This window comes from Gordonia sihwensis (assembly GCF_029632925.1).
In the GTDB taxonomy this organism is placed as follows: Bacteria; Actinomycetota; Actinomycetes; order Mycobacteriales; family Mycobacteriaceae; genus Gordonia; species Gordonia sihwensis.
Genome location: NZ_CP121248.1, coordinates 2,059,218 through 2,080,722, shown reverse-complemented (window position 1 = coordinate 2,080,722; position 21,505 = coordinate 2,059,218). Strand labels below are relative to the sequence as shown.

Below are 21,505 nucleotides of genomic sequence, written 5' to 3'. Positions count from 1 at the left end.
GGAGACTCCGATCGTGGTCAGAGGCCGAAGGCCGCCGGATAGGCGATGACTCCGGAGGGGACGCGCGCCGCTGCGGTCAGCGGCAGTGCGAGGAAGCTGTCGTCGGGTACCGTGACCGGCGCCGAGATACCGAATCGGGACGCGGGAACGAAGCCGAACCGCGGGTAGTAGTCGGCATGGCCGAGGACGACGACGGTCTCGTCGCCGATCCGGCGGGCAGCGTCGAGCAGTGCTGAGATCACCGCCGTTCCGACGCCGGTGCCTTGCTGTGCCGGAACCACCGCACACGGTGCGAGGGCCAATACCGGCGTTCCTCCGACGGTCGCCCGGGTGAGCAGGGCGTGCCCGATGATCTCGCCGTCCTGTTCCGCGACATACGACAGCCCGTCGATCCACGCCGCCGGGTCGCGACGCAGTTCGTCGACCAGATCCGCCTCGGCCGGCGTCGGGAACGCGGCTGCGTTGACCGCATGAACCGCCTGCGCGTCGCCGTCGCCCTCCGGGCGCACCGACCACGCCCCGGTCATCGCGACGCTCCCCGCGGCACGGCCGACGTCGACCGCACGGCTCGTATCACCACCACGCGCTCGGTGCGTTCGCCCGGTTCGATGAAGCCCTGCGATTCCAGCCAGAGCGCGCGCTCGTGCATCACCGGACCGAAGTCGACAACGACTTCGTCGGTGACTGCCGCGTCGAAGCCCCGGTCCGCCAGTCCGGAGAGGGTGGGCGTCACACCGCAGACGTCCGACTGGACCAGCAGTGCCGCACCCGCGGGCCGAACGAGCTCGGGCAGCACGCCGATGATCGAGTCGACCACGCTCCTGCCGTTCGGTCCGGCGTTCCAGGCGTGTCCGTCGGGCATGTGCGCGGGCGCCGGGACATACGGCGGGTTGGCGACCACCAGGTCGGCGGGATCGAGCCGAGGGAGTGCGCGGACATCGGAGCGGACGACGTCGACGGTCACATCGTTCGACGCCGCGTTGACCGCGACCGCCTCGACCGATTCCCGGGTGTCGTCGACCGCCGTCACGCGGGCGCCGGCCAGAGCGGCGTAGACCGACGCGATTCCACTCCCAGCGCACAGCTCGATCACCGAGGTCACGCCCTTCGGGTGGGTCTGCATGTGGTTCACCATTCGACGGCACAGCATCGCCGAGTCGACCGACGGCCGGTACACGCCCGTCGGCGCGGTCACGGTGGGCTGGGGCAGGGGCAGGGTCCCGAGGATCCGGCCGGCGGTGGCCTCGCCGACCGCCCATCGGCCGATCACCGGGCGGACCCCACGCGCAGCGACGACCGGCCCGCCTCCCACGCGGCCCAGATGTGCTGTGCGGCCAGCCGTTCCACCGCCAGACAGGTCAGTGCGCCGCGCAGGAGGCCGATGCGGCCGTCGGGTGTGTCGCCGAGCGCTCCGGCGACCTCGCGGACGACGAGCTGTTCGTGCACCGCATCCGCCTCGACGTGTTCGTCGAAGAACAGCCGAACCGGGCGCCCGAATCCGAGGCGGCGCAGGCCACGGCTGTACTGCCGGCTCGGCAGTGACGACGTGGTCTCCACCATGCACAGATGTCCGACGAGTTCGCGGACCCTTCCGCGGTGGAGGCCGAAATAGGAGAGTGTGTTGACGGCCGCCAGGGTGGGAGCCGGAATGCTGTCGATATATGCGGCGTATCCGGAATCCAGATCCATTCCCCGCATCAGATCGGCCCACAGAGTGGCATGCATGTAATCGAGTCGGCCGCCGCCGTATTCATCGCACTGCACTTCGATCAGCGCAGCCTTGGGTGCGCCGCCCAGGCGCGGAATGCCCAGCGTGTGAACATCGGCTTCCCGCAGCTGGTTCAGCGATCGGTGAATCACGAGTTCCCGGAATTGATCGACGGTTCCCGACCGCGCGAGAAATGCCGCCAGCGGCGGACCGTCGTCGTCCGCGCTCGCCTGGAACAACGCTTCCACGACGTCGTCGGGGTCCTCGATCGGGCCGACCAACGCGTTCAGTTCCGATTCCAGACGTTGTTCGAGTTCGCCGCGCACCTCGAGCAGTCGCAGGTCCCACTCCGCCCGATCGTCGACGCCGCGGATGCCGCGCAGGTGCAGTTCATACAGCATCGTCAGGGTGAGCTGGGCGTCTTCGTCGTCCAGCACGGGACTGCGATGTGCGGCGACCGCGGCCGAGAGGGGCTCGGCCGGACCGTCGAGATCGAGCAGCAGTTCGGCCAGTGCCGCGCTCACCGGGCCGCGGGGCGCGGGCATCGGCATGCGCGGCTGCGAACCGTTGGCGCCGTCGTCCGAGGTGAGTAGGCTCGCGCTGAGCGATGAATTCCGCACGTTCCCAGGAATTGAGGACAAATGACCTCCAACGATCAGGGCGGCGACCATCGGGACGATGACGTCACCGTCATTCCATGTCCTTCAGGGCCGCTATTGGTACGCGGGCCGATTTCGGTGATCAAGCCCGATGGTACCGCCTATTCGCCCCGCCGGCGCACGGTCGCATTCTGCCGATGCGGCCGGTCTACCATCGCCCCGATGTGCGACGGCTCGCACAAAGTGCGGACCCGCCCCGGACGGTGACCGAGGCGACGGACGGACCGATTCAGAACCAGTTCGGTTCCATGACCGCGGTGGTGTCGTCGAGAGACGCGAGCAGGGCCGTCCACGGTCCGGTCTGCGGGAGTTCGTGGGCGAAGAAGTAGCGCGTGGCCATCCTCTTGCCGTCGTAGAAGTCGCCGGACCGGTCTTCGCACGCGAGATACTGGTCGAGCCAGAGCCAGGCGACCACCACGTGACCGAAGGCCTCCAGGTACACCGAGGAGTTCGCCAGTGCCGTAGCGGGATCACCGTCCGCCCACAGGGTCCCCGTCACTTCGACCACCCGCCGCCAGGCGTCGTCGAGACCGTCGGCGAACGCCGACGCGGTGCCGCCGCGACCGCGGGCGGCGTCGATGGTCGCGGAGATACGCGCGCCGAGCAGGCTCAGCCCCCTGCCGTCCCGCATGATCACTTTGCGGCCGAGCAGGTCGAGCCCCTGAACGCCGTGCGTGCCTTCGTGGATCGGATTGAGGCGGTTGTCGCGGTAGTGCTGTTCGACGTCGTAGTCGCGGGTGTAGCCGTAACCGCCGTGCACCTGGATCGCCAGATCGTTGGCCTTCAGACACCACTGCGACGGCCAGCTCTTGGCTATCGGTGTCAGGACGTCGAGCAGCAACTCCAGGTCGGCTGCGGTCTCCGCGTCGGCGGCGGTGTCCAAGTCGTCGACGAGTTTCGCGCAGTACAGGCCCAGTGCCAGACCGCCTTCGACGTAGGCCTTCTGTGCCAGCAGCATGCGGCGGACGTCCGGGTGCTCGATGATCGGGACCGGCGGCGCGGCCGGATCTTTGGCGCCGATCGGGCGGCCCTGAGTGCGCCCGGCCGCGTAGTCGACGGCCTTGAGATATCCCACGTACCCGAGTGCGGTCGCCAGGAAGCCGACGCCGATCCGCGCCTCGTTCATCATGTGGAACATGTACGAGAGCCCGCGGTGCTCCTCACCGACGAGATAGCCGACCGCGCCGGCCTCGCCGCCCGGTCGATGGGTGCCGTCACCGAGGGCCAACGCCGTGTTGACGGTGCCGCGATTGCCCATCTTGTGGTTCAGCCCGGTGAGCGTGACATCGTTGCGCTCGCCGCGGCCGCCGTCGTCGCCGGGCAGGTACTTCGGCACGATGAACAGCGAGATGCTGTGCACACCGGGCTTGCCGCCCGGCATCTTGGCCAACACCAGGTGGACGATGTTCTCCGACAGTTCGTGATCGCCTCCAGAGATCCACATCTTCGATCCGACGACCCGGTAGGTGCCGTCCGGCCTGCGTTCGGCGCGGGTGGTGATGTCGGCCAGCGAGGATCCGGCCTGGGGTTCGGACAGGCACATGGTGCCGAACCATCGTCCTTCGAGCATGGGCCGGACGAAGGTGTCGATCTGTTGAGGCGTGCCGTACTCGGCCAGAAGTGCCGCGTTGGCCGCGGTGAGCAGCGCGTACGACGAGGTTCCGGCGTTGGCGGCCTGCAGCCAGGCCATCGAGGCCCGCGCGAGGGTGGTCGGCAACTGCATGCCGCCGACCTCGTGGTCGAACGGTCCGGCGATCAGCCCGGATTCGGCGTACGCCGCCAGTGCGCGCTGGACGTCCGGGATCATCTCGACCGTGCCGTCCGGACGCATCGTCGGCTCGGAGGCGTCGGCGAGCCGGTTGTGGGGGATGAAGTACTTGTCGGCGAGGTCGGCCGTGAGGTCGAGGACGCCGTCGAAAGTCTCTCGGGAATGATCGGCGAACCGTTCGCGGGAGGTCAGGGATTCGACGTCGAGCCACTCGTAGAGTAGGAAGTCGAGGTCGCGGCGAGAGAGAGCGTGCGTCATGGGAGGGTTCCGATCGGTCGGGGGCCGGGCGACGTACGACTCGGGGCCCTGTCACTCCGGCCGGCGTCATGTACTATGCAAACGCATAGAAACTATGCATATGCATATTTCAGGACTGTGTGCGCCGTGTCAATCCCGACCGGAGACAGGAGAGTTCGATGACCGCCACCGCACCCGGTCCGGCCGACGGCGTACCGGGTTCGAAAGCCGCCGCACGGATCCGGCGGGCGGCCTGCGAGGTGTTCGCGGCGAAGGGCTACGGCCTGGCCACCACCCGTGAGATCGCTGCGAGTCTCGGCATGAGTCCCGGCGCGGTGTATCCCCACTACAAGACCAAGGAGTCGCTGCTCTTCGCGATAGCGATGGAAGGCCATCGGGCGGTTCTGGACGCGCTGCTCGCCGCGGACGATCCGGCGCGGTCGCCGACCGAACGGCTCCGGGCCGCCATCGCGTCGTTCGTGAGGTGGCATGCGGAGAACCGGGCGATCGCTCGCGTCATCCAGTACGAACTGCGGGCGCTGACCGACGATCACTTCGAACTGATCGCCGGTCTGCGACGCGCGACCACGAGAGTGTTCACCGAGATCGCCGAAGCCGGCGCCGCCTCGGGCGAGTTCTCCTTCGGTGACGTCTCGACCGTGACACTCGCCCTGACGTCCCTCGGGATCGACGTGAGCCGATGGTTTCCCGTCAGGAATCACGCCGACGCGGACGATCTCGCCGACGACTACGCGGAGGTCGCGCTACGGATCGTGGGTGCCCGGGCGGCACGGTAGTCGCGGGTGAGGCTCAGCTCAATCGGTCGCGAATCTTCTGGAAACTCGTCGCCAGGACGTTCAACTCGGCGGGACTGAGCACGTCGATCATCGTCTCGCGGACTTCGTCGACGTGCGCCGGTGCGGCGTCGACCAGCTTGGCCAGACCCGCGGGGGTCAGATGCGCCCAGGCTCCGCGGCGGTCGTCGACGCACGGGATTCGCTCCACCCACCCCTTGTCGACCAGGCGGTTCATCGCTCGGGTGACGGTGCTTCGCGACGTGGCGACAGCGTCTGCGACACCGCTCATCCGCAGTTGGCGGCCGGGCGCTTCGGAGAGGGCGACGAGCAGTGAGAAGTCGGTCAGCGACAGCTGTGCGTCCCGGACGAGCTGATGGTCGAGCGTATTCATCAACAGCCGGGTCGCGTCGAGGTAGGCGCGCCATGCCGCCTGTTCCTCGTCGGAGAGCCATCGTGGAGAGTTCATACGTCGACCTTACCGAATTAGTTGATTATGCAATTACTGGCCCTGTCGGCATCAGGCGGTCAGTGCCAGGTAGGGCGCGAGGGCGAGGAGGGCCGCCGTCAGGGCCATCTTCAGCACGCGCGTCGGCAGGGCCTGCGCGACGCGCCATCCCACCAGCACTCCCGCGAGTTCGGGAACGCCGATCAGGGCCGCGAGCGGCCAATCGATCGCCCCTTGCGCCGCGTATCCGACCGACCCGACGACCGCGATGACGATCGACTGGACCTGGGCGGCCGCGAGTGACTCCAGCACTCGGACGCCGCAGGCGATCAGCAGCGGCACGGTGAGCATCGGACCGCCGATCCCGACGATGCCGCTGAACACCGCGACGGTGAATCCGAGCAGTGCCACCACGGCGACGTGCGGATGGCGGTCGCTCGCGGCGTCGGCCCCGAGATACTCGCGCACCCAGATCGACACCGCGGCCACAGCCACCAGGACGGCTAGAACGATACCGAATACCCGTTGGGACACAAGGGAATTGACCCACACTCCGATCGGCGTGCCGATCAACGCGGTACCGCCGAGCGCGAGTGCGGTGCGACGCGTCGCGGGTCTGCGGAGCTCGCCCGAACGCCGGTAGGCCGCCGTGCCCGCCACACCCGTCGCCACGTGTGTGACGATGGCGGTCCCCGCGACGGTCGGTGCCGCCAGACCGGTGAGCGCGAAGAGCCCGATGGTCGGGAGTACTCCGCCCGGTCCGAGCGCCGTGATCCCCACTCCGCCGACGAATCCGATGACTGCGAGCGCGATCAGGACGGGGACAGCCATTCCGGACAGAGTCAACACCTCGAGGAAGAGATCGGGCTTCGGACCACCGACAGGGTAGTGCCCGTCGAGTGGACCCGAGCGCCGGGGTCACGCGCCGCGTGCGGCCATCACGGCGAGCAGTTCGTACACGATGTGCGCGGCGGCGATTCCGGTGATCTCGGCGTGGTCGTAGGCCGGCGCGACCTCCACGACGTCGGCACCGAGCACGTCCAGACCGGCGAGCGAACGCAGGGTGGACAGCAGTTCCCGCGAGGTGAGTCCACCCGCTTCGGGCGTTCCGGTGCCCGGCGCGTGCGCGGGATCGAGGACGTCGATGTCCACGGAGACGTACACCGGACCCGCGCCGATGCGGTCGAGCAGGAGACCGGACACTGCGGCGACGCCGCCGGCTTCGTACTCGTCGGCGGCGATCACCCGAAATCCGAGCCGTGCGTCCTCGTCGAGATCTCGTGGCGAGTACAGCGGGCCGCGGGTCCCGATGTGCACGGAGCGGTCCACATCGATCAGGCCCTCCTCGCTCGCGCGGCGGAACGGTGTGCCGTGCGTGTAGGCCTCGCCGAAGTAGGTGTCCCACGTGTCCAGATGAGCGTCGAAGTGCACCACCGCCACGGGGCCGACGTCGCGCGCCACCGCCCGCAGAATCGGGAGCGCGACGGTGTGGTCGCCGCCGAGAGTGATCACCCGCAGGTCTTGCGCGCGCAGTTCCGACACCGCGGCGTCGAGCTCGGTGAGCGCTGAGGCGATGTCGAACGGATTCAGCGTGGCGTCGCCGGCGTCCACCACCTGCAGGGTGTCGAAGGGCGATACGCCCAGTCCCGGGTGGAATGGCCGGAGCAGCTTCGAGGAGGCACGGATGTGCGCCGGCCCGAACCGCGCGCCCGGCCGGTACGACGTCCCCGCGTCGAAGGGCGCTCCGAGAATCGCGATGCCGTCGCGTCTGGCCTCCGGCGGCACCTGATCGAGTCGGGGGAGTCTGGCGAAGGTCGTCGGTCCGGCGAATCTCGGAATCACCGTCGAATCCACCGGACCGATCGGCTCTCCGGCCTCCGAGTGCTTCGGACGCGAACTCGCTGAATCCGACATCGCGTCCACCTCCCGTCGCGACTGTCCAGTCCTGATCGTCCAGCCCTGATTGTCCTCTGTGTGCTCGGCATCGCGACCCGATCACCGGAAGCGCCGCGTCCCGCCTCCCGATTCTGGTGAGATGGAAGGTGGCCTCGTCCACAGAGAGACCGCCGTCGAACAGCAGCGAGGAGCCACCAGTGAACGACACGTCCAGCACCGCACCCACCGTCACCGACCGACTGCGCCGACTGCCGTTGCGGCTCGCGACCGGCGCCTTCATCCTCAACTCGGGAATCGGGAAGCTCTCCCTCGACGACGAAGCAGCCGCCGGTCTCCAAGGCATGGCGGCCAACGCGTTCCCGGCGGTCCGGCAGGTGCGGCCGGGACTGTTCGGCAAAGCGCTCGCCGTCGCCGAGATCGGCGTCGGATCGGCGCTGCTGGCGCCGTGGGTGCCGACCGCGGTGGCGGGCGCGGCGCTCACCGCGTTCAGTTCCGGCTTGCTGACGATGTACGTGCGGACGCCCGCGATGCACGAGGACGGGTCGCTGCGACCGACACAGCAGGGGATACCGGTCGCGAAGGATTCGTGGATGCTGGGGATCGGCACCAGTCTGCTCATCGACGCGGCGCTGTCGGGCGGGATGCGCACTCGCCGTACGTGCTGCCGGACCGCGGAGCCCGCGGACTCCGCCGAGTAGCCCCGCCACGGCGGCGGCCGGTTCACCACCTGTCCTCATTCACGCGGCGGCGGGGGAGGCGCACGATGCGAGCGGCACTGTTTCAGGGTCCGGCGTCGACCGGCTTGCCGGCCGCGTCGTCGGAGGTCGCCGCGGTGGCCGTCGCCGCGCAGGAGGCCGGCGCGAGCATCCTCGTCTGTTCCGAGCTGACGCTCACCGCATACCGGAGTCCCCTGGCGCCCGAGCCGCGGCCCGAGGGAACCGGGCGCGGACCGATCGGCCGGCTGATGACCGAAACCGCTCACGCATGCGACCTGGCGATCGCCTACGGGTACGCCGAGCGCGGACGCGGCGGCGAGGTGTTCGACTCGGCGGCGGTGGTGGGTCGCGACGGCACCCTGCGCGCGCACTACCGAAAGACGCACCTGTACCGGCCCGCTGTCGGGACGCCGGTCGGCTCCGCGCCCGACGACACTCCGTTCACCGCAGGCGATCGGCTGGTGGAGCAGTTCGCCTTCGGCGGGCTGACCTGCGGAATCCTCGTCTGCTACGACGTCGAGTTCCCGGAGGCCGCGCGTGCGCACGCCCTCGCGGGTACCGACTGGCTTCTGGTGCCGACAGCGCTCGCGCAGCCCGACGATCACGTGGCCACCACGCTCGTTCCGGCACGGGCGATCGAGAATCAGATGTTCCTCACCTACGTGAACCGGGTGGGCCCGGTCTCGGACGCCGAGGGTGCCGGTGCGGCCGTCCGGTACTGCGGTCGGTCGTGCGCGATCGCACCGGACGGCGTCGAGCTGGCCCGTGCCGGCGAGGGCGCCGAACTGCTGCTGGTGGATCTGGAGCCGGAGCGTCTGGAGCGTTCGCGCCGCCATAATCGCTACCTGCGCGATCGTCGCGCCGACCTGTACGGGGCGAGCGATCCGCGTCGGCGTCCCGATCCGCACGACGCCGGGAGGCGATCGCGGTGAGCATCCCGGTCGCACCGGAGGGCGGAACCCCGCTGTCGATGATCGGACCCGACTTCCCCTTCCCGTACGACCTCTTCCGTGCGCACCCCGCCGGGATCGGTGCGGTTCCCGCAGAAGCCCTCGGGACGCAGGTCGCCGTGATCGGAGGCGGGCTGTCGGGCGTCATCGTGGCGCGTGAGCTCACTCGGATGGGCCTGCGGCCGGTGCTGTACGAGCCCGACCGGATCGGCGGCCGTATGCGGTCGGCGTCGTTCGACGGTCATCCCGGAGCGATCGCTGAGCTGGGCGCCATGCGGTTTCCACCGTCCTCCACCACGCTGTTCGGCTATTTCGACGAAGCAGGCGTGGGCACTGTGCCGTTCCCGAATCCGTTGGCGCCGTGTACACCGGACACGGTCATCGACCTCAAGGGCGTCACCGTTCACGGGCGGTCGCTGGACGATCTGCCGCCGGTGTTCGGCCGTGTCGCCCGCGGCTGGGAGGCCGCACTCGAGGCGGGCGCCGGGCTCGGTGCGCTGCGGTCGGCGATCCGGGCACGGGACGCCGCGGCCGTGGCGGCGCTGTGGCACCCGCTCGTGGAGCGCTACGACGACACCACCTTCTACCGTTTCCTCGTCGACTCCGCACAACTGCGGTCGTTCGCGGACCGAGAGTTGTTCGGTCAAGTGGGTTTCGGAACCGGCGGGTGGGACACCGACTTCTCCAATTCGATCCTCGAGGTGCTGTGGGTGGTCGCGACGGCGGCCGACGAGGACCATCGGGGCGTGGTCGGCGGGGCGCAGCAGTTGCCCGTCCGGTTGTGGTCGGCGGCGGTTCCCGGTGCCGCGCACTGGCCGGCGGGCACGTCGCCGGCGTCGTTGAACGGCGGTCGCCCGCGTCCGGCCGCGGTCGAGATGCGGCGCACGCATCCCCACCGGATCACGGTCACCGATGCCGGCGGCGGCATCGCCGACTATCCGGCGGTGGTGTACACGGCGCCACTGTGGCTGCTGCTGAGCACCGTCAAATGCGACGAGTCACTGTTCGCCGCCGAGCATTGGAGTGCCATCGAGCGGACTCACTACATGGGTTCCAGCAAAGTGTTCGTTCTGGTGGACCGGCCCTTCTGGCGTGAGCTGGATCCGTCGACCGGCTATCCGCGGATGAGCATGACGCTCACCGATCGCATGCCCCGAGGCGTGTACCTGTTCGACGGTCCGCTCGCCGGGAGCGGGGAGCCGGAGTCCTCCGACGGTCCCGCGGTGATCTGCCTGTCGTACACGTGGGCCGACGACTCGCTGAAGCTGATCCCGCTCGACGCCTCCGAGCGGATGGATCTCATGCTCGACTCGTTGTCGTCGATCTATCCCGATCTCGACATCCGCAGTCATGTGATCGCGCCACCGCTCACGATCTCCTGGGAGGTGGAGCGGAACTTCATGGGTGCGTTCCGCGCGAATCTGCCCGGTCACTACCGTTATCAGGAACGGCTGTTCACGCACTTCGTCCAGGAGGGGTTCGCGCCCGGTCATCGCGGTGTCTTCCTCGCCGGCGACGACGTCGCGTGGACGGCGGGATGGGCGGAGGGCGCGGTGCAGACCGCGCTCAACGCCGTGTGGGGCGTGATGCACCACCTCGGTGGGCGGTGTGATCGTCGCAATCCCGGGCCGGGGGACAGGTTCGCCGAGTTGGCACCGATCCGCCTGCCCGATGTCACGTGACCGCGTGGCCACGCGATCGGCAGACCGGAGGAACATGATGAAGGAACCGAGTAGAACCGCACTCGCGACCGCATACGCCCGCGCCTATCACCAGGTGGCCGACAGCCCGCGGATCCTCGACGATCCCTTCGCCGTGCGTCTGATCGGAAGCTCCGGCGAGGCACTGAGCCGCGCGGCTGAGGACGGGCGACTGCCCGTCGCGGCCACCGATCGGCGGCGACGATTGTTCTTCGCGGCCCGCGCCCGGTTCGCGGAGGACCGGGTCGCGGCCGCGGCAGCCCGGGGTGTCGGTCAAGTCGTCGTGCTGGGGGCGGGACTGGACACCTTCGGTTATCGCAGCACCGATCCCGGCCTGCGCGTCTTCGAGGTCGATCACCCGGCCACACAGGAATGGAAGCGGGAACGGCTCGCTGAAGCGGCGATCGACGTGCCGGCGACGACGACGCTCGTTCCGGTCGACTTCGAAACCGACGATCTCGCGGAGTCGCTGGCGTCGGCCGGGTTCCGGCGAGACGCGGCGGCGGTGTTCGTCTGGCTCGGAGTGGTCTACTACCTGACACCGGAGGCCGCGCGATCGACGCTGGAGTACGTCGCCGGCCAGACATCGTCGGCGGAAGTCATTCTCGACTATCTCGAGCCGGCGACCGACGACGCACAACGCGCACGGATGCAGGCACGGGCGGAGCGGGTGGCCGCCGTGGGCGAGCCGTGGTTCAACTTCTACGACCGTGACGACCTCGGCGCGCTGCTGCGCGATCTGCGTTTCCACGACGTGGAGGATCTGTCCGCCGCCGAGCTGATCGGGACCTACACGGGCCGGACGACCGAGGCGACGAGCCCGAGTCGGATCCTCTGGGCTCGCGGGTGACAGGTACGGCGGCGCACTACGCCGTCAGTGGTTTCGTACGATCGCCGGCGCGTCGACGGGTTCCCTCCATGCGCCGTGTCGCTTCGCTCCCTTGGCTTACTCGAAGTGCCTGGGTTCAGGGCGATCCGTTCCCTTCGTAGAAAATCGAGGTTGTCGCGGTCGTCCGACGAGCGGAGACGTCCAGGACCCGCTGGATCCAGATCAGCGGGGTAGAATGGTGGTAGCGGCAATGGATCCTGCCGAGGCGACGCCCAGAGCGTCCGCCTGAACCGCCGACCCGGCTGATGGACCCTGGGACTCCACCGAGGAGGGGAGCGACAGGTGAACATTGTCATTGGCTACGACGCCCACGCGAACAGCAAGGCGGCGGTCGTGTTCGGGGCGCGGCTGGCACGTGCTCTGCATTCGCAGATCCGCGTCGTCCATGTAGTGGATTTCGGCGACCTGCCGTTCGATCCCGACGAGCCCGACTACGAGGTCGAAACCGATCAGCACCTCGAGGAGCACCGGCGGGTGGTCGCCGAACTCCTGGGTCGTGACGCCGACGACTGGACTTACACAACCGCACGCGGAGAGACCGCCCAGGTTCTCACCAATGAGGCGCAGTCGTGCGGGGCGACGATGATCGTCGTCGGACGACCTCATCATGGACTGGGAGCGATGCTCGACCACAGTCTGAGCGGGGCGGTGTTCAAGGGACTGACGAATCGCGGCAACTGCCCGGTCCTCATCGTTCCCGAGGGATGGAGTCTCAGCCCGTGCCGGGCGAGGGACTGGCGGCTTGAGGGACGCGATCGTGCCGGTCGATGACGGCCAGCAGGGCCAGTTTGTCGTAGCTTTCGCTGCCCGGCGATGCGGTGTAGACGAGAAGTGAGTGTGTCTGCACGGGATCGTGGAGAATCTGGCAATTGAGTTCGAGCAATCCGACTTCCGGATGCAGGAGGCGTTTCACCTCGTGCGGTGCGACGCCGATTTCGTGACGCTCCCAGAGCCTTCGGAACTCCTCGTAGCGGGCCTGGAGTTCGTCGGAGACCTGTGCGGCTCGTGACTCCGGTCCCCGAACCGCCACCACGCCGCGCAGGTTGGAGACGTACATCCGCGAGTAGAAGTCGTGGTCGTCGGGAGGATAGAGCTCCCGGGACACCGGCTCGGTGAACCATCGGTATGCTGCGCTGCGTGAGAGACCGGTACGTCCACTGAGGTCTCCGACGAGTGCCGCGCTCAGCGGAGTCTGCCGCAGCGTCTCACCGAGTTCTCCGACGATCTCCGCCGGCGTGTCGGCCAGGCGATCGAAGATTCGCAGCATCCCGGGACTGATGTGATCGGTGGAAGAGCCCCGCGGCGGCGGTTGATGTCCGGCGAGCCGGAACAGGTGATCGTGCTCCGCCCGGGTGAGATGCAGGCCCAGCGCGATCGACGCGGTCACCTGCTCCGACGGCTGCGGGCCCTGCGCGCGCTCGAGCCGTGAGTAGTAGTCGGCCGACATGTGGCACAGAACGGCAACTTCCTCGCGCCGGAGGCCCGCGGTGCGCCGGCGACGTCCGCGCGGCAGGCCGACGTCCTCGGGCGCGAGGGCTTCCCGGCGCGTGCGCAGGAACTCGCCGAGTGCGTCGCGATCGGTCATGTGTTTCATTGTGGCGCGGACGTGCCGTGGTTATCCACGGATCGTCATGCCGTGGATAACGGGCTTCCCGCCGGCCAGACTCGAATCAGAGGGTGTTGGCCTCACTCGGCGGTTGAATAGGAGTCATCGGCATGGATCGCGAACGTTACGACATCGCTATCGGTGATCTCTCGGGGCGACGAGCCGTCGTCACCGGGGCGAGTGACGGAATGGGCCTCGGAATCGCCACTGAATTGGCGGGCGCGGGCGCCGAAGTGATCATGCCGGTCCGCAACCCGCGAAAAGGTGCGGCCGCCTTAGCGACGATTCGATCCCGTGTACCGGCGGCGGCTGTGTCTCTGCGGGAGCTCGAACTGTCATCGCTCGACTCCGTCGCGGCGCTCGGCGCGGCCTTGATGGAGGAGGGCGAGCCGATTCATGTGCTGATCAACAATGCGGGAGTCATGACGCCGCCGTCTCGGCAAGTGACCGCCGACGGCAACGAACTGCAATTCGGAACTAATCATCTGGGCCACTTCGCACTCGTCGGACGTCTGTTGCCGCTGCTGCGCGCGGGGTCCGCCCGCGTGACGACGCAGTCGAGCGTCGCAGCTCGCAGGGGCACCATCAACTGGGCCGATCTGAACTGGGAGCGTGGGTACGACGGAATGCGTGCCTACCGTCAGTCGAAGATCGCGTGTGCGCTGTTCGGCCTCGAACTCGATAGACGTAGTTCCGCGGCGTCATGGGGTATCACGAGCAACGTGTCCCATCCCGGTGTCGCTCCCACTGCCTTGCTCGCGGCCAGACCGGAACTCGGACGCCGGCGGGATACGCGTGCGGTGCGCATGATTCGCTGGCTCTCGGCACATAGCCTGATCGTCGGCACTGTGGAGAGCGCCAAGCTTCCGGCGCTTATGGCGGCGACCGCACCCGACGCGGTCGGCGGCCGCTTGTACGGTCCTCAGTGGCCCGGCCGACTCGGCGGTCCGCCGGGCTGACAGAATCTGTGGAAGACGTTGCGCACCGACGACGCGGCACGACTCTGGACCGTGTCCGAAGAGATGACGGGCGTCAGGTTCGAATGACGCGGCGTTGGCACCGAGACCGTTCCGGCCGTCGCCGCAGACGAGCCCGACAGAACCGAGGGTCGGAGTTAAGGTGCTGTGATGACACCATCGTGGCCCGAACTCGTCGGACGGAACATCGGGGCTGCGATGGTGCCAGTCGCCGGGCGCATGACGAGTACGACACCGAACGACACCGACGTCCTCGATTTCTGGTCCGGTGGAGCCGGACGTTGGCGTGTGGAGCGAGACGGCGAGGTCCAGTACATCAGCGATGGCCGCCGCACGTTCTACCGTGACAGCAACGGCGCGGCAGTGGAACTCAGCGGCCGCGGTATCCGAATGCCGTGGCTGACGACTCACATAAGCCCGATCGACCTCGTGGGGCAATCCGGAGTCCTCCACCAGATGACGCGAGACGTCGTCGCACTCACCACGCCGGTGCCCGTCCGCTGCGATGGGCGGCCGGCGTGGTCGACCCTGCTAGGCCGACCCGGTGCCACGGAGCGAGAGCGGCTCACGATCACGATCGACGACCGGTCGGGTTTGATTGTCGGACTGTCCTCGGGGCGAGGCTTCGCGCTCACCGTGACGAGCCTGTCGAGCGGTCCGGTGGACGATGGCGCATTCGCCTGGCCGTGGCCGGGCAATCCGCCCGTGGAGGAAGTGATCTCCGATAGACAGCGGACGATCGATCGTTCGGCGATTCTGGAAGCGATCACGTTGGCTCTCGACCGCCGTACGGAGGTACTCGCCGCCATCGCATCGTCAAAAGTGGTCGACGATGCACGGATGGCCGTCGCGGGGCTGCTGGGAACCGACGAGGTCGGAACTGACGCGGTACTGGCGATGCAGTTGCGTAGATTTACCCGGTTCGAGCGAGAAAAGATCAGAGACGAGGCGGAAAACCTCCGCGCTCTCCTCGACAACGCGAATGATGCAACCAATGGCCAGATGCCCGGATAACGTGAAGCCCTACGACGCCCAGATCGGGCTCACGCCCTACAGAGATGAGAACATTGCCGTCTGGATGGACTCGGTGTACGTCTACCTCGACTCGTTCGAGTTCTCGGTCTCAGTGCGCAAGCGAAGGTGGCATCCGCCAACGTCGACTCCCCAGTTCGGGCGATATCCGCGTGTGGTTCGCCTGACCGTTCTATGGGAATACAAGAGCGATCATTCGTTCTCGACGGAAATCTAATTGTAGAAGATTCGAAGCACGCCATCGAGTTGTGGCCTTCCGAAGGTGCGTCTCCCGGCCTCAAGTCGCAAGCTGTGAATTACCCGGTAGAGATCGAACCTGCGAGTTGGTTCGGGACCCGAGTACCAGCGGGGCCAACTATCGCCGCAACCACCATCGGCGACTTCCTGGTCGGCGAGGATGGAGGCTGGGTTCGAGCTGAACTGCACGCGGCGAGCACTTTACGGAGTCGATCGTGGCGACGACACCCGTCCGACTGGCATAGACCGCAAGTGCGAGAGGGATGATCCACCAAGCGGCCCCAGGCGGCGAGCACTTGCTGATGCATGACCGGGGGCGAGGTCAGGCGGCGTCGATGCTGACGGTGAGGCGGGCGCCGCAGGCGCGGGCGAGGCGCTCGAGAAAGTTGACGGTGGGAGTGCGGGAACCGTTCTCGACGGCGGCGACGGAGCTTTGAGTGGTGCCCATCCGTTCTGCGAGCTGGGCTTGGGTGAGTCCGGCGTCGATTCGAGCCTGGTAGGCGATTCCTGCTAGCTCCATCACGACTCCGGCGGTTTCGTATGCCTGGTCGTAGACCTCACGCTCGGCGGCGGTGAGGTCGGCGAGCGCCGCCTGCTTGTACTCGGTGTAGTTGGTCATGATTTCCCTTCCTTCTCCTGATCCCGGCGGCGCAGCACATTGCGGGCTCGCTGGACTTCTTTGCGCTCGTTGTTGCGCTGCTTGCGGAACGTCGTCAACGTGATCACGCGGCGCTCAGGCTGGATGGTGTAGGCGATTCGCTGGTTGACTTGATCACAGCGAAACCGGAGTTCCCAGAGATTCTCGTTGAGCTTGCGGCTGTGCGGCATTCGGAGCATGGCACCTTCGACGGCCAGGAGGTCGAGTGCCCGGAACGCCTGTGCCCGTCCCTTCACTGTGAGCCCGTCGAGCCAACTGCGCACCTCTTCACTCAGCTCAATCTGCCACGTCGATCCCCGCTCGATTCCCACCCTCCGAGTATACCGGGAGAGCTATATAGCATCAACGGAATAATCAGCAACTGGCGTGCAAGCGTTCGGGGCGAGTTCGGTGTGTATCGGGTAGCCTGAGACCTACGAGCGGTCGGGTCACGAGGACGGCGCAGCGGCCCAGGTGCGGCGGCCGCGCGTCTGGTCATCGTCACAGTGACGATAAACTATGGGATCCGCGAACCATGCTTTGACCAACCGCTTTGATCGAACTGGCCAGCCAGGATTGCCGAAAGCTGAGGTTTCCAACAAGCAGACCCAGCTCAATCGGTTAAGTACTTCTCAACAATTGCCAGTTGTGTGCAAAACGCGCTGAACTGTCGTCGACTGGCGAGTTTCATATATGGACATGGAACCCGAGCCGATAAGATACATTATGTCAAGTTGAACCCTGCGTATTGCAACAGATGAATCACTGCGGCTCCCCCATGCCCGGGCGCTTCGTTCATTCTATGGCGTCGGGACCAGCGGATACGTACCGGTTAGGCCAGCCGCCTTCCGGCGAGACCCCATGAGTCGCGTGGGCAGTTGCCCGGTCTTGATCGATTTCGTTGTCATTTTGACCTGCGGGTATTGACCTGCCGTCTCATTGGATGCATCATTGAATCATCAGATGAAACCGTTTCTGGTGGAGGTTCCGATGCGAATCGATGAGGTTGGCCGAGTACATCTGGTTGAATCTGTGCCGCTTCTGCGGCCGGAGGAGCGTGTCGTCGAGCTGATGCTCGACGGGTGGCGGAACCAGCAGCTGTCCAGGAACTTGCAGTTCTCGACAATCGATCGGCGAGTGCGCTGCGTGCAGAGGTTCATCGAGCATTCGAACGAGGAGCCGTGGAACTGGACACCGGCGATGGTTGAGGAGTTTTCCGCCGATCTTCGGTCGGTTCGTCATGTGATGCACTCGACGTTGCGCGGCTACCACGGCACACTGCGGGCATTCTGTTCCTACATCAGCAACCCTGACTACGGGTGGGACCGCGTCTGTGAGCAGCTGTTCGACGCGTACCCGGCCCAGGTTTTTTCCGCCTGGAACACCGCGAGCCACGTCCAGGAGTACGACGGGCGGGCGAGCAAGCGCCCGTACACCAAGGACGAGCTTCAAGCCTTGTTCGAGTACGCCGACGATGAGGTAGCTCGGATCGGTACGACCAGCAGGAAGGGCTGGCAGGCGGCCTACCGGGACGCCGCGATGATGAAGGTCGCCTACGCCTACGGCTTGCGGTTTAACGAGCTCACGCACCTGCAATTGGTGGACTTCGCCCGCAATCCCCACGCTCGCGAGTTCGGGAAGTTCGGCGTGTGCAAGGTCCGGTACGGGAAGGCGTTCCGCGGGTCACCTCCGAAACCCCGTTCGGTGTTGACGGTGTGGCGGTGGACGCCTCCGATCATCGAGGACTGGATCGCCAACGGCCGAGGTGATCCCGACAGTCTTGATCTGTTCTCCAGCGAACGAGGTGGGCTGGTGGTGGGGTCGACTCTTCTTCGTCGTGTACGCCGCTACTGTGTTGATCTGGGTATCCCCGACGGCGTCGATCTGCATTCGTTTCGGCGGTCGTACGCCACGCATTTACTCGAGGATGGCTGGGATCCCAGGTTCGTGCAGGACCAGATGGGGCACGAACACGCCTCGACGACGGGAATCTATCAGTTCACATCTGACGAATTTCGTCGGTCGACATTGAGATCGGTGTTGGACCGGACCGTGAGAGAAGCGTTGGACAGCACGACGAAGGGAACTGCCGAATGAAACGCAAGGTCGATTACACGTGGCGGCTGGCGGAGTTGATGGCTGCGCGCGGAATGAACACGACCACGGACTTGATCCCCTTGCTCGCAGAACGGGACATCTCGTTGTCCCGTCCCCAGGTGTATCGGCTGGTCAACCAGCGACCTGAGCGGGTGTCGCTGCAGTTGATGTCGGCGTTGTGTGACATCTTCGGGTGCGGCCCCGACGCGCTTCTCACAGTCACCGCCGTCAATGCTCGCGAGCACCACCGAGCAGCCAATGCCGGCCCGAACGTCATGCGGCTGGACCGCGCTGTGCGTCCGCGGCGCGCGAACATCCTCGACGAGTAGCACCACGCAATGAGGTGAAGACAGGATGGAACCTGACGGCCTAGTCCCCTATCGGCCAGTACGCGGCCGACCGCGACAGGCGAGTGGAGCGTGGGTCTGCGACCGGTGCGGCAGATCGACCACCCGGACGCAGGCACACTGGCCCGAAGGCCGAATCTGCTTCACCTGCTGGTTCACCGCGATCCACACTCACGGAACATGCCCGGTATGCGGCGTCGAACGACTTCTACCTGGACCACCCCTGCCCGACGGCACCCCGGTGTGCGGGCCGTGCGCAGGTATCGTCGACGACTTTCGATGCAGCCGCTGCGGCGAGGAGTCCGGTCACCACCGCGGGACGATATGCGCTCGCTGCGCCGTCCGGGACGACCTACACGAGATCATGGGCGGGCCGCCGTCCGACCCAATCCTCAGCGGCCTCGTCGACGCGCTATGCGTCGCTAAGCGACCCGAGTCGACGATGATCTGGAAGCGGTCACCGAAAGTCCAGGAACTGCTCAAGGGGCTAGGAACCGGCGCCATCGCCGCCACGCACGAAGGCTTAGACACCCTACCCAGTCGGGCAGCAGAACATCTGCGGACATTGATGGAATACCACGGCCTACTGCCTCCCCGAGACCGGTGGCTGCCACGCTTCGAACAATGGATCGATGACAAGCTGATCGACCTGCCGACCGAGGTCGCCCGGCCCGCTCGCCACTTCGCGACGTGGCACCATCTGCGGCGGATTCGCGCAATCGCCGATGCCGGCGGCGATACCCAGCCATCGGTGCGATCGGCCAAACAAGAGATCACCGAGACCGTCAAGTTCCTGAGCTGGCTGAGGTCCACCTACGGACGCACGATCGAGACCTGCACGCAACACGACGTTGAAGCGCCCTGGGTTCCGTTCCGAGTCTCAGCAAGGAGAATCGGAGTATGCCCAAGAAGTTCAGTCCAGAGCTGCGTGAGCGTGCCGTGCGCATGGTCTACGACCGCCAAGCCCGCGAGGGCGGCCCTCGCGCAGCATCGATCCGTGCCGTCGCGCCGCAGCTCGGTGTCGGCACAGAGACGCTGCGGATCTGGTGCAATCGCTACGGCGCCACCGAGCCGGTCGGACCGGGAGAGCCGCTCGAGGAGGAGAATCGCCGTCTCCGGCGGGAGCTCGCCGAGGCGCGACGTGCGAACGAGATCCTGAAGGCCGCCTCAGCGTTTTTCGCAGCGGAACTCGACCGCCCCACGACGAAATGATCGCGTTCGTCGACATGCATCGCGAGAAGTTCGGGGTCGAGGCCATCTGCCGCATCCTCAGTGCGACAGAATGTGGGTTCATCACCTCCCGCGGATACCGCGCTGCCAAGAACAGGCCGGCCTCCGCTCGCAGCGTTCGGGACGAGATGCTGGCGGAGGAGGTGCAGCGGATTCATCAGGCGAACTACAGCGTCTATGGGGTCCGGAAGATGTGGCACGCAATGCGCCACGCAGGATGGAACGTCGGTCGCGACCAGGTCGCGAGGCTGATGAAGATCGCCGGCCTGCAGGGCGTTCGCCGAGGTCGAAAGCCCGTCACCACCTGCTCCGCAGACGGAGATGACCAGCGCCCGGAGCTCGTTGAACGGCGGTTCGTCGCGGATCGACCGCAGCAGCTTTGGGTCGCCGACATCACCTACGTCCGGATGCTCTCCGGGTTCTGCTACGTCGCATTCGTTACCGATGTCTTCAGTCGCAGAATTGTCGGCTGGGCGGTCGCGCCCACGCTCCACACGGAGTCTCTGCCATTGCTCGCACTGGAGCATGCACTGCAGTCCACCGGGGTGAGCAGGAACGAAAGCGGATTGATCCACCATTCCGACAGGGGTAGTCAATACGTTTCGCTCGCCTATTCGGACGCTCTGCTCGCCGCGGGAGTTACGGCTTCAGTAGGTACCGTCGGCGATAGCTACGATAACGCGCTGGCCGAGACAGTGAACGGCCTATACAAGGCGGAGTTGATCTACTCCAAGCGGATCTGGGAGTCAGTCAGCGAGGTTGAGCTCGCCACGATGGGCTGGGTCCACTGGTGGAACACCTCCCGGCTCCACGAAGCTCTCGGCTACCGCACCCCGGCGAACGTCGGAGCGACCTACACTCACACCACGACGACCGCGCCCGCGACCGTGTAACCACGGAACGAAACCCAGGGCGCTTCACGTCGACCAGTGGATCGCAACAGGTCCGACAACGCGATACACGATCCGAACGTTCCTGGTCATCTGCAAACAAGACAGACTCAATACCGCCGTGCAGCTCGGCCACCGGGCTCCGAAGACGACACCATCCTTGACTCAAGCCCAGCGGATCGCCTGGATCAGCGAACTGCTCACTGGTGACAGTGAGACTCTCCCTTACAGAGTCGCTGGGGTCCTGATTCTGCTGTATGCGCAGCCGCTGAAAAGCATTGTCCGACTGCAGACATCATCGATCATCGACGGCAATCCGATGGCGATCACTTTCGGCAAGCACCCCGTCGACGTGCCCAAACCGTTCGCTCAACTCGTCCGCGACGTGCTCGCCCATCGCACGAATCTACGCACCAGTGGACACGGCAATCCCTGGTTGTTTCCCGGCACGCATGCCGGAGATCATCTCCATCCCGACACGATCATGCATCGCCTGCGCCTGATCGGCATGAGCAACCTCGGTGCCCGCAACAGCGCACTCGACGACCTCGTGCTCGAGTGCCCTCCGTCCGTCGTCGCCGACGCATTGGGCTACAGCCATCAGGTTGCGTTCCTTCACGCTGAACGCTCCGGCGAAACGTGGGCTCGGTATGCCGGTCGACGACTGCGGTGACGTCGGCCGGACCA

General features: G+C 66.4%; 22 protein-coding genes, 1 pseudogene and 1 other annotated feature. Of the genes and pseudogenes, 13 read left to right on the top strand and 10 right to left on the bottom strand.

Annotation, left to right across the window (positions count from 1 at the left end; genetic code table 11):
- Positions 1 to 17: 17 nt before the first annotated feature.
- From P5P27_RS10015 to P5P27_RS10005, 3 genes are read right to left on the bottom strand one after another with little or no spacing between them, the layout of a single operon-like run.
- Entirely contained in the window at positions 18 to 527 is a 510-nt protein-coding gene (locus P5P27_RS10015) for a GNAT family N-acetyltransferase (protein ID WP_006895032.1), read from the bottom strand.
- Positions 524 to 1,270, bottom strand: coding sequence for a methyltransferase (locus P5P27_RS10010; RefSeq protein ID WP_006895031.1), 747 nt, complete (start codon positions 1,268 to 1,270; stop codon positions 524 to 526). Before P5P27_RS10010 ends, P5P27_RS10015 begins: the two co-directional genes overlap by 4 nt.
- Positions 1,267 to 2,259, bottom strand: a complete 993-nt coding sequence (locus P5P27_RS10005) for an iron-containing redox enzyme family protein (RefSeq protein WP_278127437.1) — start codon at positions 2,257 to 2,259, stop codon at positions 1,267 to 1,269. The genes P5P27_RS10010 and P5P27_RS10005 overlap by 4 nt, the downstream gene beginning before the upstream one ends.
- A gap of 90 nt (positions 2,260 to 2,349) precedes the next feature.
- Between P5P27_RS10005 and P5P27_RS10000 the strand changes: the two genes are divergently transcribed.
- Positions 2,350 to 2,574 (top strand): CDGSH iron-sulfur domain-containing protein, encoded by a 225-nt coding sequence (locus tag P5P27_RS10000; RefSeq protein ID WP_081598062.1) that lies wholly within the window; start codon positions 2,350 to 2,352, stop codon positions 2,572 to 2,574.
- A 22-nt stretch (positions 2,575 to 2,596) separates the two neighbouring features.
- Here the strand turns inward: P5P27_RS10000 and P5P27_RS09995 are convergent, their stop codons facing one another.
- Positions 2,597 to 4,393 (bottom strand): acyl-CoA dehydrogenase, encoded by a 1,797-nt coding sequence (locus P5P27_RS09995; protein WP_278127377.1) that lies wholly within the window; start codon positions 4,391 to 4,393, stop codon positions 2,597 to 2,599.
- A gap of 158 nt (positions 4,394 to 4,551) precedes the next feature.
- On the opposite strand from P5P27_RS09995, the gene P5P27_RS09990 reads away from it, so the two are divergent.
- Positions 4,552 to 5,169 (top strand): TetR/AcrR family transcriptional regulator, encoded by a 618-nt coding sequence (locus P5P27_RS09990; protein WP_222111429.1) that lies wholly within the window; start codon positions 4,552 to 4,554, stop codon positions 5,167 to 5,169.
- A gap of 13 nt (positions 5,170 to 5,182) precedes the next feature.
- Here the strand turns inward: P5P27_RS09990 and P5P27_RS09985 are convergent, their stop codons facing one another.
- The 3 genes from P5P27_RS09985 to speB form a co-directional block, all read right to left on the bottom strand.
- A complete protein-coding gene (locus P5P27_RS09985) occupies positions 5,183 to 5,635 on the bottom strand; it encodes a MarR family winged helix-turn-helix transcriptional regulator (protein ID WP_006895027.1) in 453 nt (150 codons plus the stop codon).
- A 51-nt stretch (positions 5,636 to 5,686) separates the two neighbouring features.
- Positions 5,687 to 6,445 carry a sulfite exporter TauE/SafE family protein gene (locus P5P27_RS09980; RefSeq protein WP_199502569.1) on the bottom strand — a complete coding sequence of 253 codons (759 nt, stop codon included), beginning with the start codon at positions 6,443 to 6,445 and terminating at the stop codon, positions 5,687 to 5,689.
- 87 nt (positions 6,446 to 6,532) lie between these two features.
- Positions 6,533 to 7,528, bottom strand: a complete 996-nt coding sequence (speB, locus tag P5P27_RS09975; protein ID WP_278127376.1) for an agmatinase — start codon at positions 7,526 to 7,528, stop codon at positions 6,533 to 6,535.
- 179 nt (positions 7,529 to 7,707) lie between these two features.
- Here speB and P5P27_RS09970 point away from each other — a divergent pair, with 179 nt between their 5' ends.
- The 5 genes from P5P27_RS09970 (at position 7,708) to P5P27_RS09950 (ending at position 12,536) form a co-directional block, all read left to right on the top strand.
- Positions 7,708 to 8,208: a hypothetical protein gene (locus P5P27_RS09970; protein ID WP_278127375.1), complete on the top strand. Its 501-nt coding sequence runs from the start codon at positions 7,708 to 7,710 to the stop codon at positions 8,206 to 8,208.
- Between the two features lie 65 nt (positions 8,209 to 8,273).
- On the top strand, positions 8,274 to 9,158 hold the full coding sequence (locus P5P27_RS09965; RefSeq protein ID WP_278127374.1) for a nitrilase-related carbon-nitrogen hydrolase: 885 nt from the start codon (positions 8,274 to 8,276) through the stop codon (positions 9,156 to 9,158).
- Positions 9,155 to 10,858 (top strand): flavin monoamine oxidase family protein, encoded by a 1,704-nt coding sequence (locus P5P27_RS09960; protein WP_411815465.1) that lies wholly within the window; start codon positions 9,155 to 9,157, stop codon positions 10,856 to 10,858. Before P5P27_RS09965 ends, P5P27_RS09960 begins: the two co-directional genes overlap by 4 nt.
- Positions 10,859 to 10,895: 37 nt before the next feature.
- The gene (locus P5P27_RS09955; protein ID WP_341338599.1) at positions 10,896 to 11,726 is read left to right on the top strand and encodes a class I SAM-dependent methyltransferase; all 831 of its coding nucleotides are present in this window, start codon (positions 10,896 to 10,898) and stop codon (positions 11,724 to 11,726) included.
- Positions 11,727 to 12,047: 321 nt separating this feature from the next.
- On the top strand, positions 12,048 to 12,536 hold the full coding sequence (locus P5P27_RS09950) for a universal stress protein (protein WP_278127372.1): 489 nt from the start codon (positions 12,048 to 12,050) through the stop codon (positions 12,534 to 12,536).
- Here the strand turns inward: P5P27_RS09950 and P5P27_RS09945 are convergent.
- Positions 12,478 to 13,350 carry a helix-turn-helix transcriptional regulator gene (locus P5P27_RS09945; protein ID WP_278127371.1) on the bottom strand — a complete coding sequence of 291 codons (873 nt, stop codon included), beginning with the start codon at positions 13,348 to 13,350 and terminating at the stop codon, positions 12,478 to 12,480. The genes P5P27_RS09950 and P5P27_RS09945 overlap by 59 nt on opposite strands.
- A gap of 131 nt (positions 13,351 to 13,481) precedes the next feature.
- Here P5P27_RS09945 and P5P27_RS09940 point away from each other — a divergent pair.
- Positions 13,482 to 14,417: pseudogene (locus P5P27_RS09940) on the top strand (SDR family oxidoreductase).
- 81 nt (positions 14,418 to 14,498) lie between these two features.
- On the top strand, positions 14,499 to 15,362 hold the full coding sequence (locus tag P5P27_RS09935) for a hypothetical protein (RefSeq protein WP_278127370.1): 864 nt from the start codon (positions 14,499 to 14,501) through the stop codon (positions 15,360 to 15,362).
- A 577-nt stretch (positions 15,363 to 15,939) separates the two neighbouring features.
- Here P5P27_RS09935 and P5P27_RS09930 read toward each other — a convergent pair.
- Positions 15,940 to 16,236 (bottom strand): helix-turn-helix domain-containing protein, encoded by a 297-nt coding sequence (locus P5P27_RS09930; protein ID WP_006895015.1) that lies wholly within the window; start codon positions 16,234 to 16,236, stop codon positions 15,940 to 15,942.
- Positions 16,233 to 16,586 carry a type II toxin-antitoxin system RelE/ParE family toxin gene (locus P5P27_RS09925; protein ID WP_278127369.1) on the bottom strand — a complete coding sequence of 118 codons (354 nt, stop codon included), beginning with the start codon at positions 16,584 to 16,586 and terminating at the stop codon, positions 16,233 to 16,235. Before P5P27_RS09925 ends, P5P27_RS09930 begins: the two co-directional genes overlap by 4 nt.
- Positions 16,587 to 17,244: 658 nt before the next feature.
- Here P5P27_RS09925 and P5P27_RS09920 point away from each other — a divergent pair.
- The 4 genes from P5P27_RS09920 to P5P27_RS09905 all read left to right on the top strand — a co-directional run bounded on the left by P5P27_RS09920 (position 17,245) and on the right by P5P27_RS09905 (position 21,491).
- On the top strand, positions 17,245 to 18,351 hold the full coding sequence (locus P5P27_RS09920; protein ID WP_278127435.1) for a tyrosine-type recombinase/integrase: 1,107 nt from the start codon (positions 17,245 to 17,247) through the stop codon (positions 18,349 to 18,351).
- Entirely contained in the window at positions 18,348 to 18,680 is a 333-nt protein-coding gene (locus tag P5P27_RS09915) for a helix-turn-helix domain-containing protein (protein ID WP_005203177.1), read from the top strand. Before P5P27_RS09920 ends, P5P27_RS09915 begins: the two co-directional genes overlap by 4 nt.
- A 918-nt stretch (positions 18,681 to 19,598) precedes the next feature.
- Positions 19,599 to 20,821, top strand: a protein-coding gene (locus tag P5P27_RS09910) for an IS3 family transposase (RefSeq protein ID WP_278127368.1) whose coding sequence is annotated in 2 segments (ribosomal slippage) — positions 19,599 to 19,878 and positions 19,878 to 20,821 — 1,224 coding nt in all. Because the reading frame shifts where the segments join, the coding sequence is not laid out codon by codon here.
- Positions 19,868 to 20,001, top strand: a sequence feature (AL1L pseudoknot). It overlaps the preceding gene by 134 nt.
- 118 nt (positions 20,822 to 20,939) lie before the next feature.
- Positions 20,940 to 21,491 (top strand): hypothetical protein, encoded by a 552-nt coding sequence (locus P5P27_RS09905; protein ID WP_278127367.1) that lies wholly within the window; start codon positions 20,940 to 20,942, stop codon positions 21,489 to 21,491.
- Positions 21,492 to 21,505 lie beyond the last annotated feature (14 nt).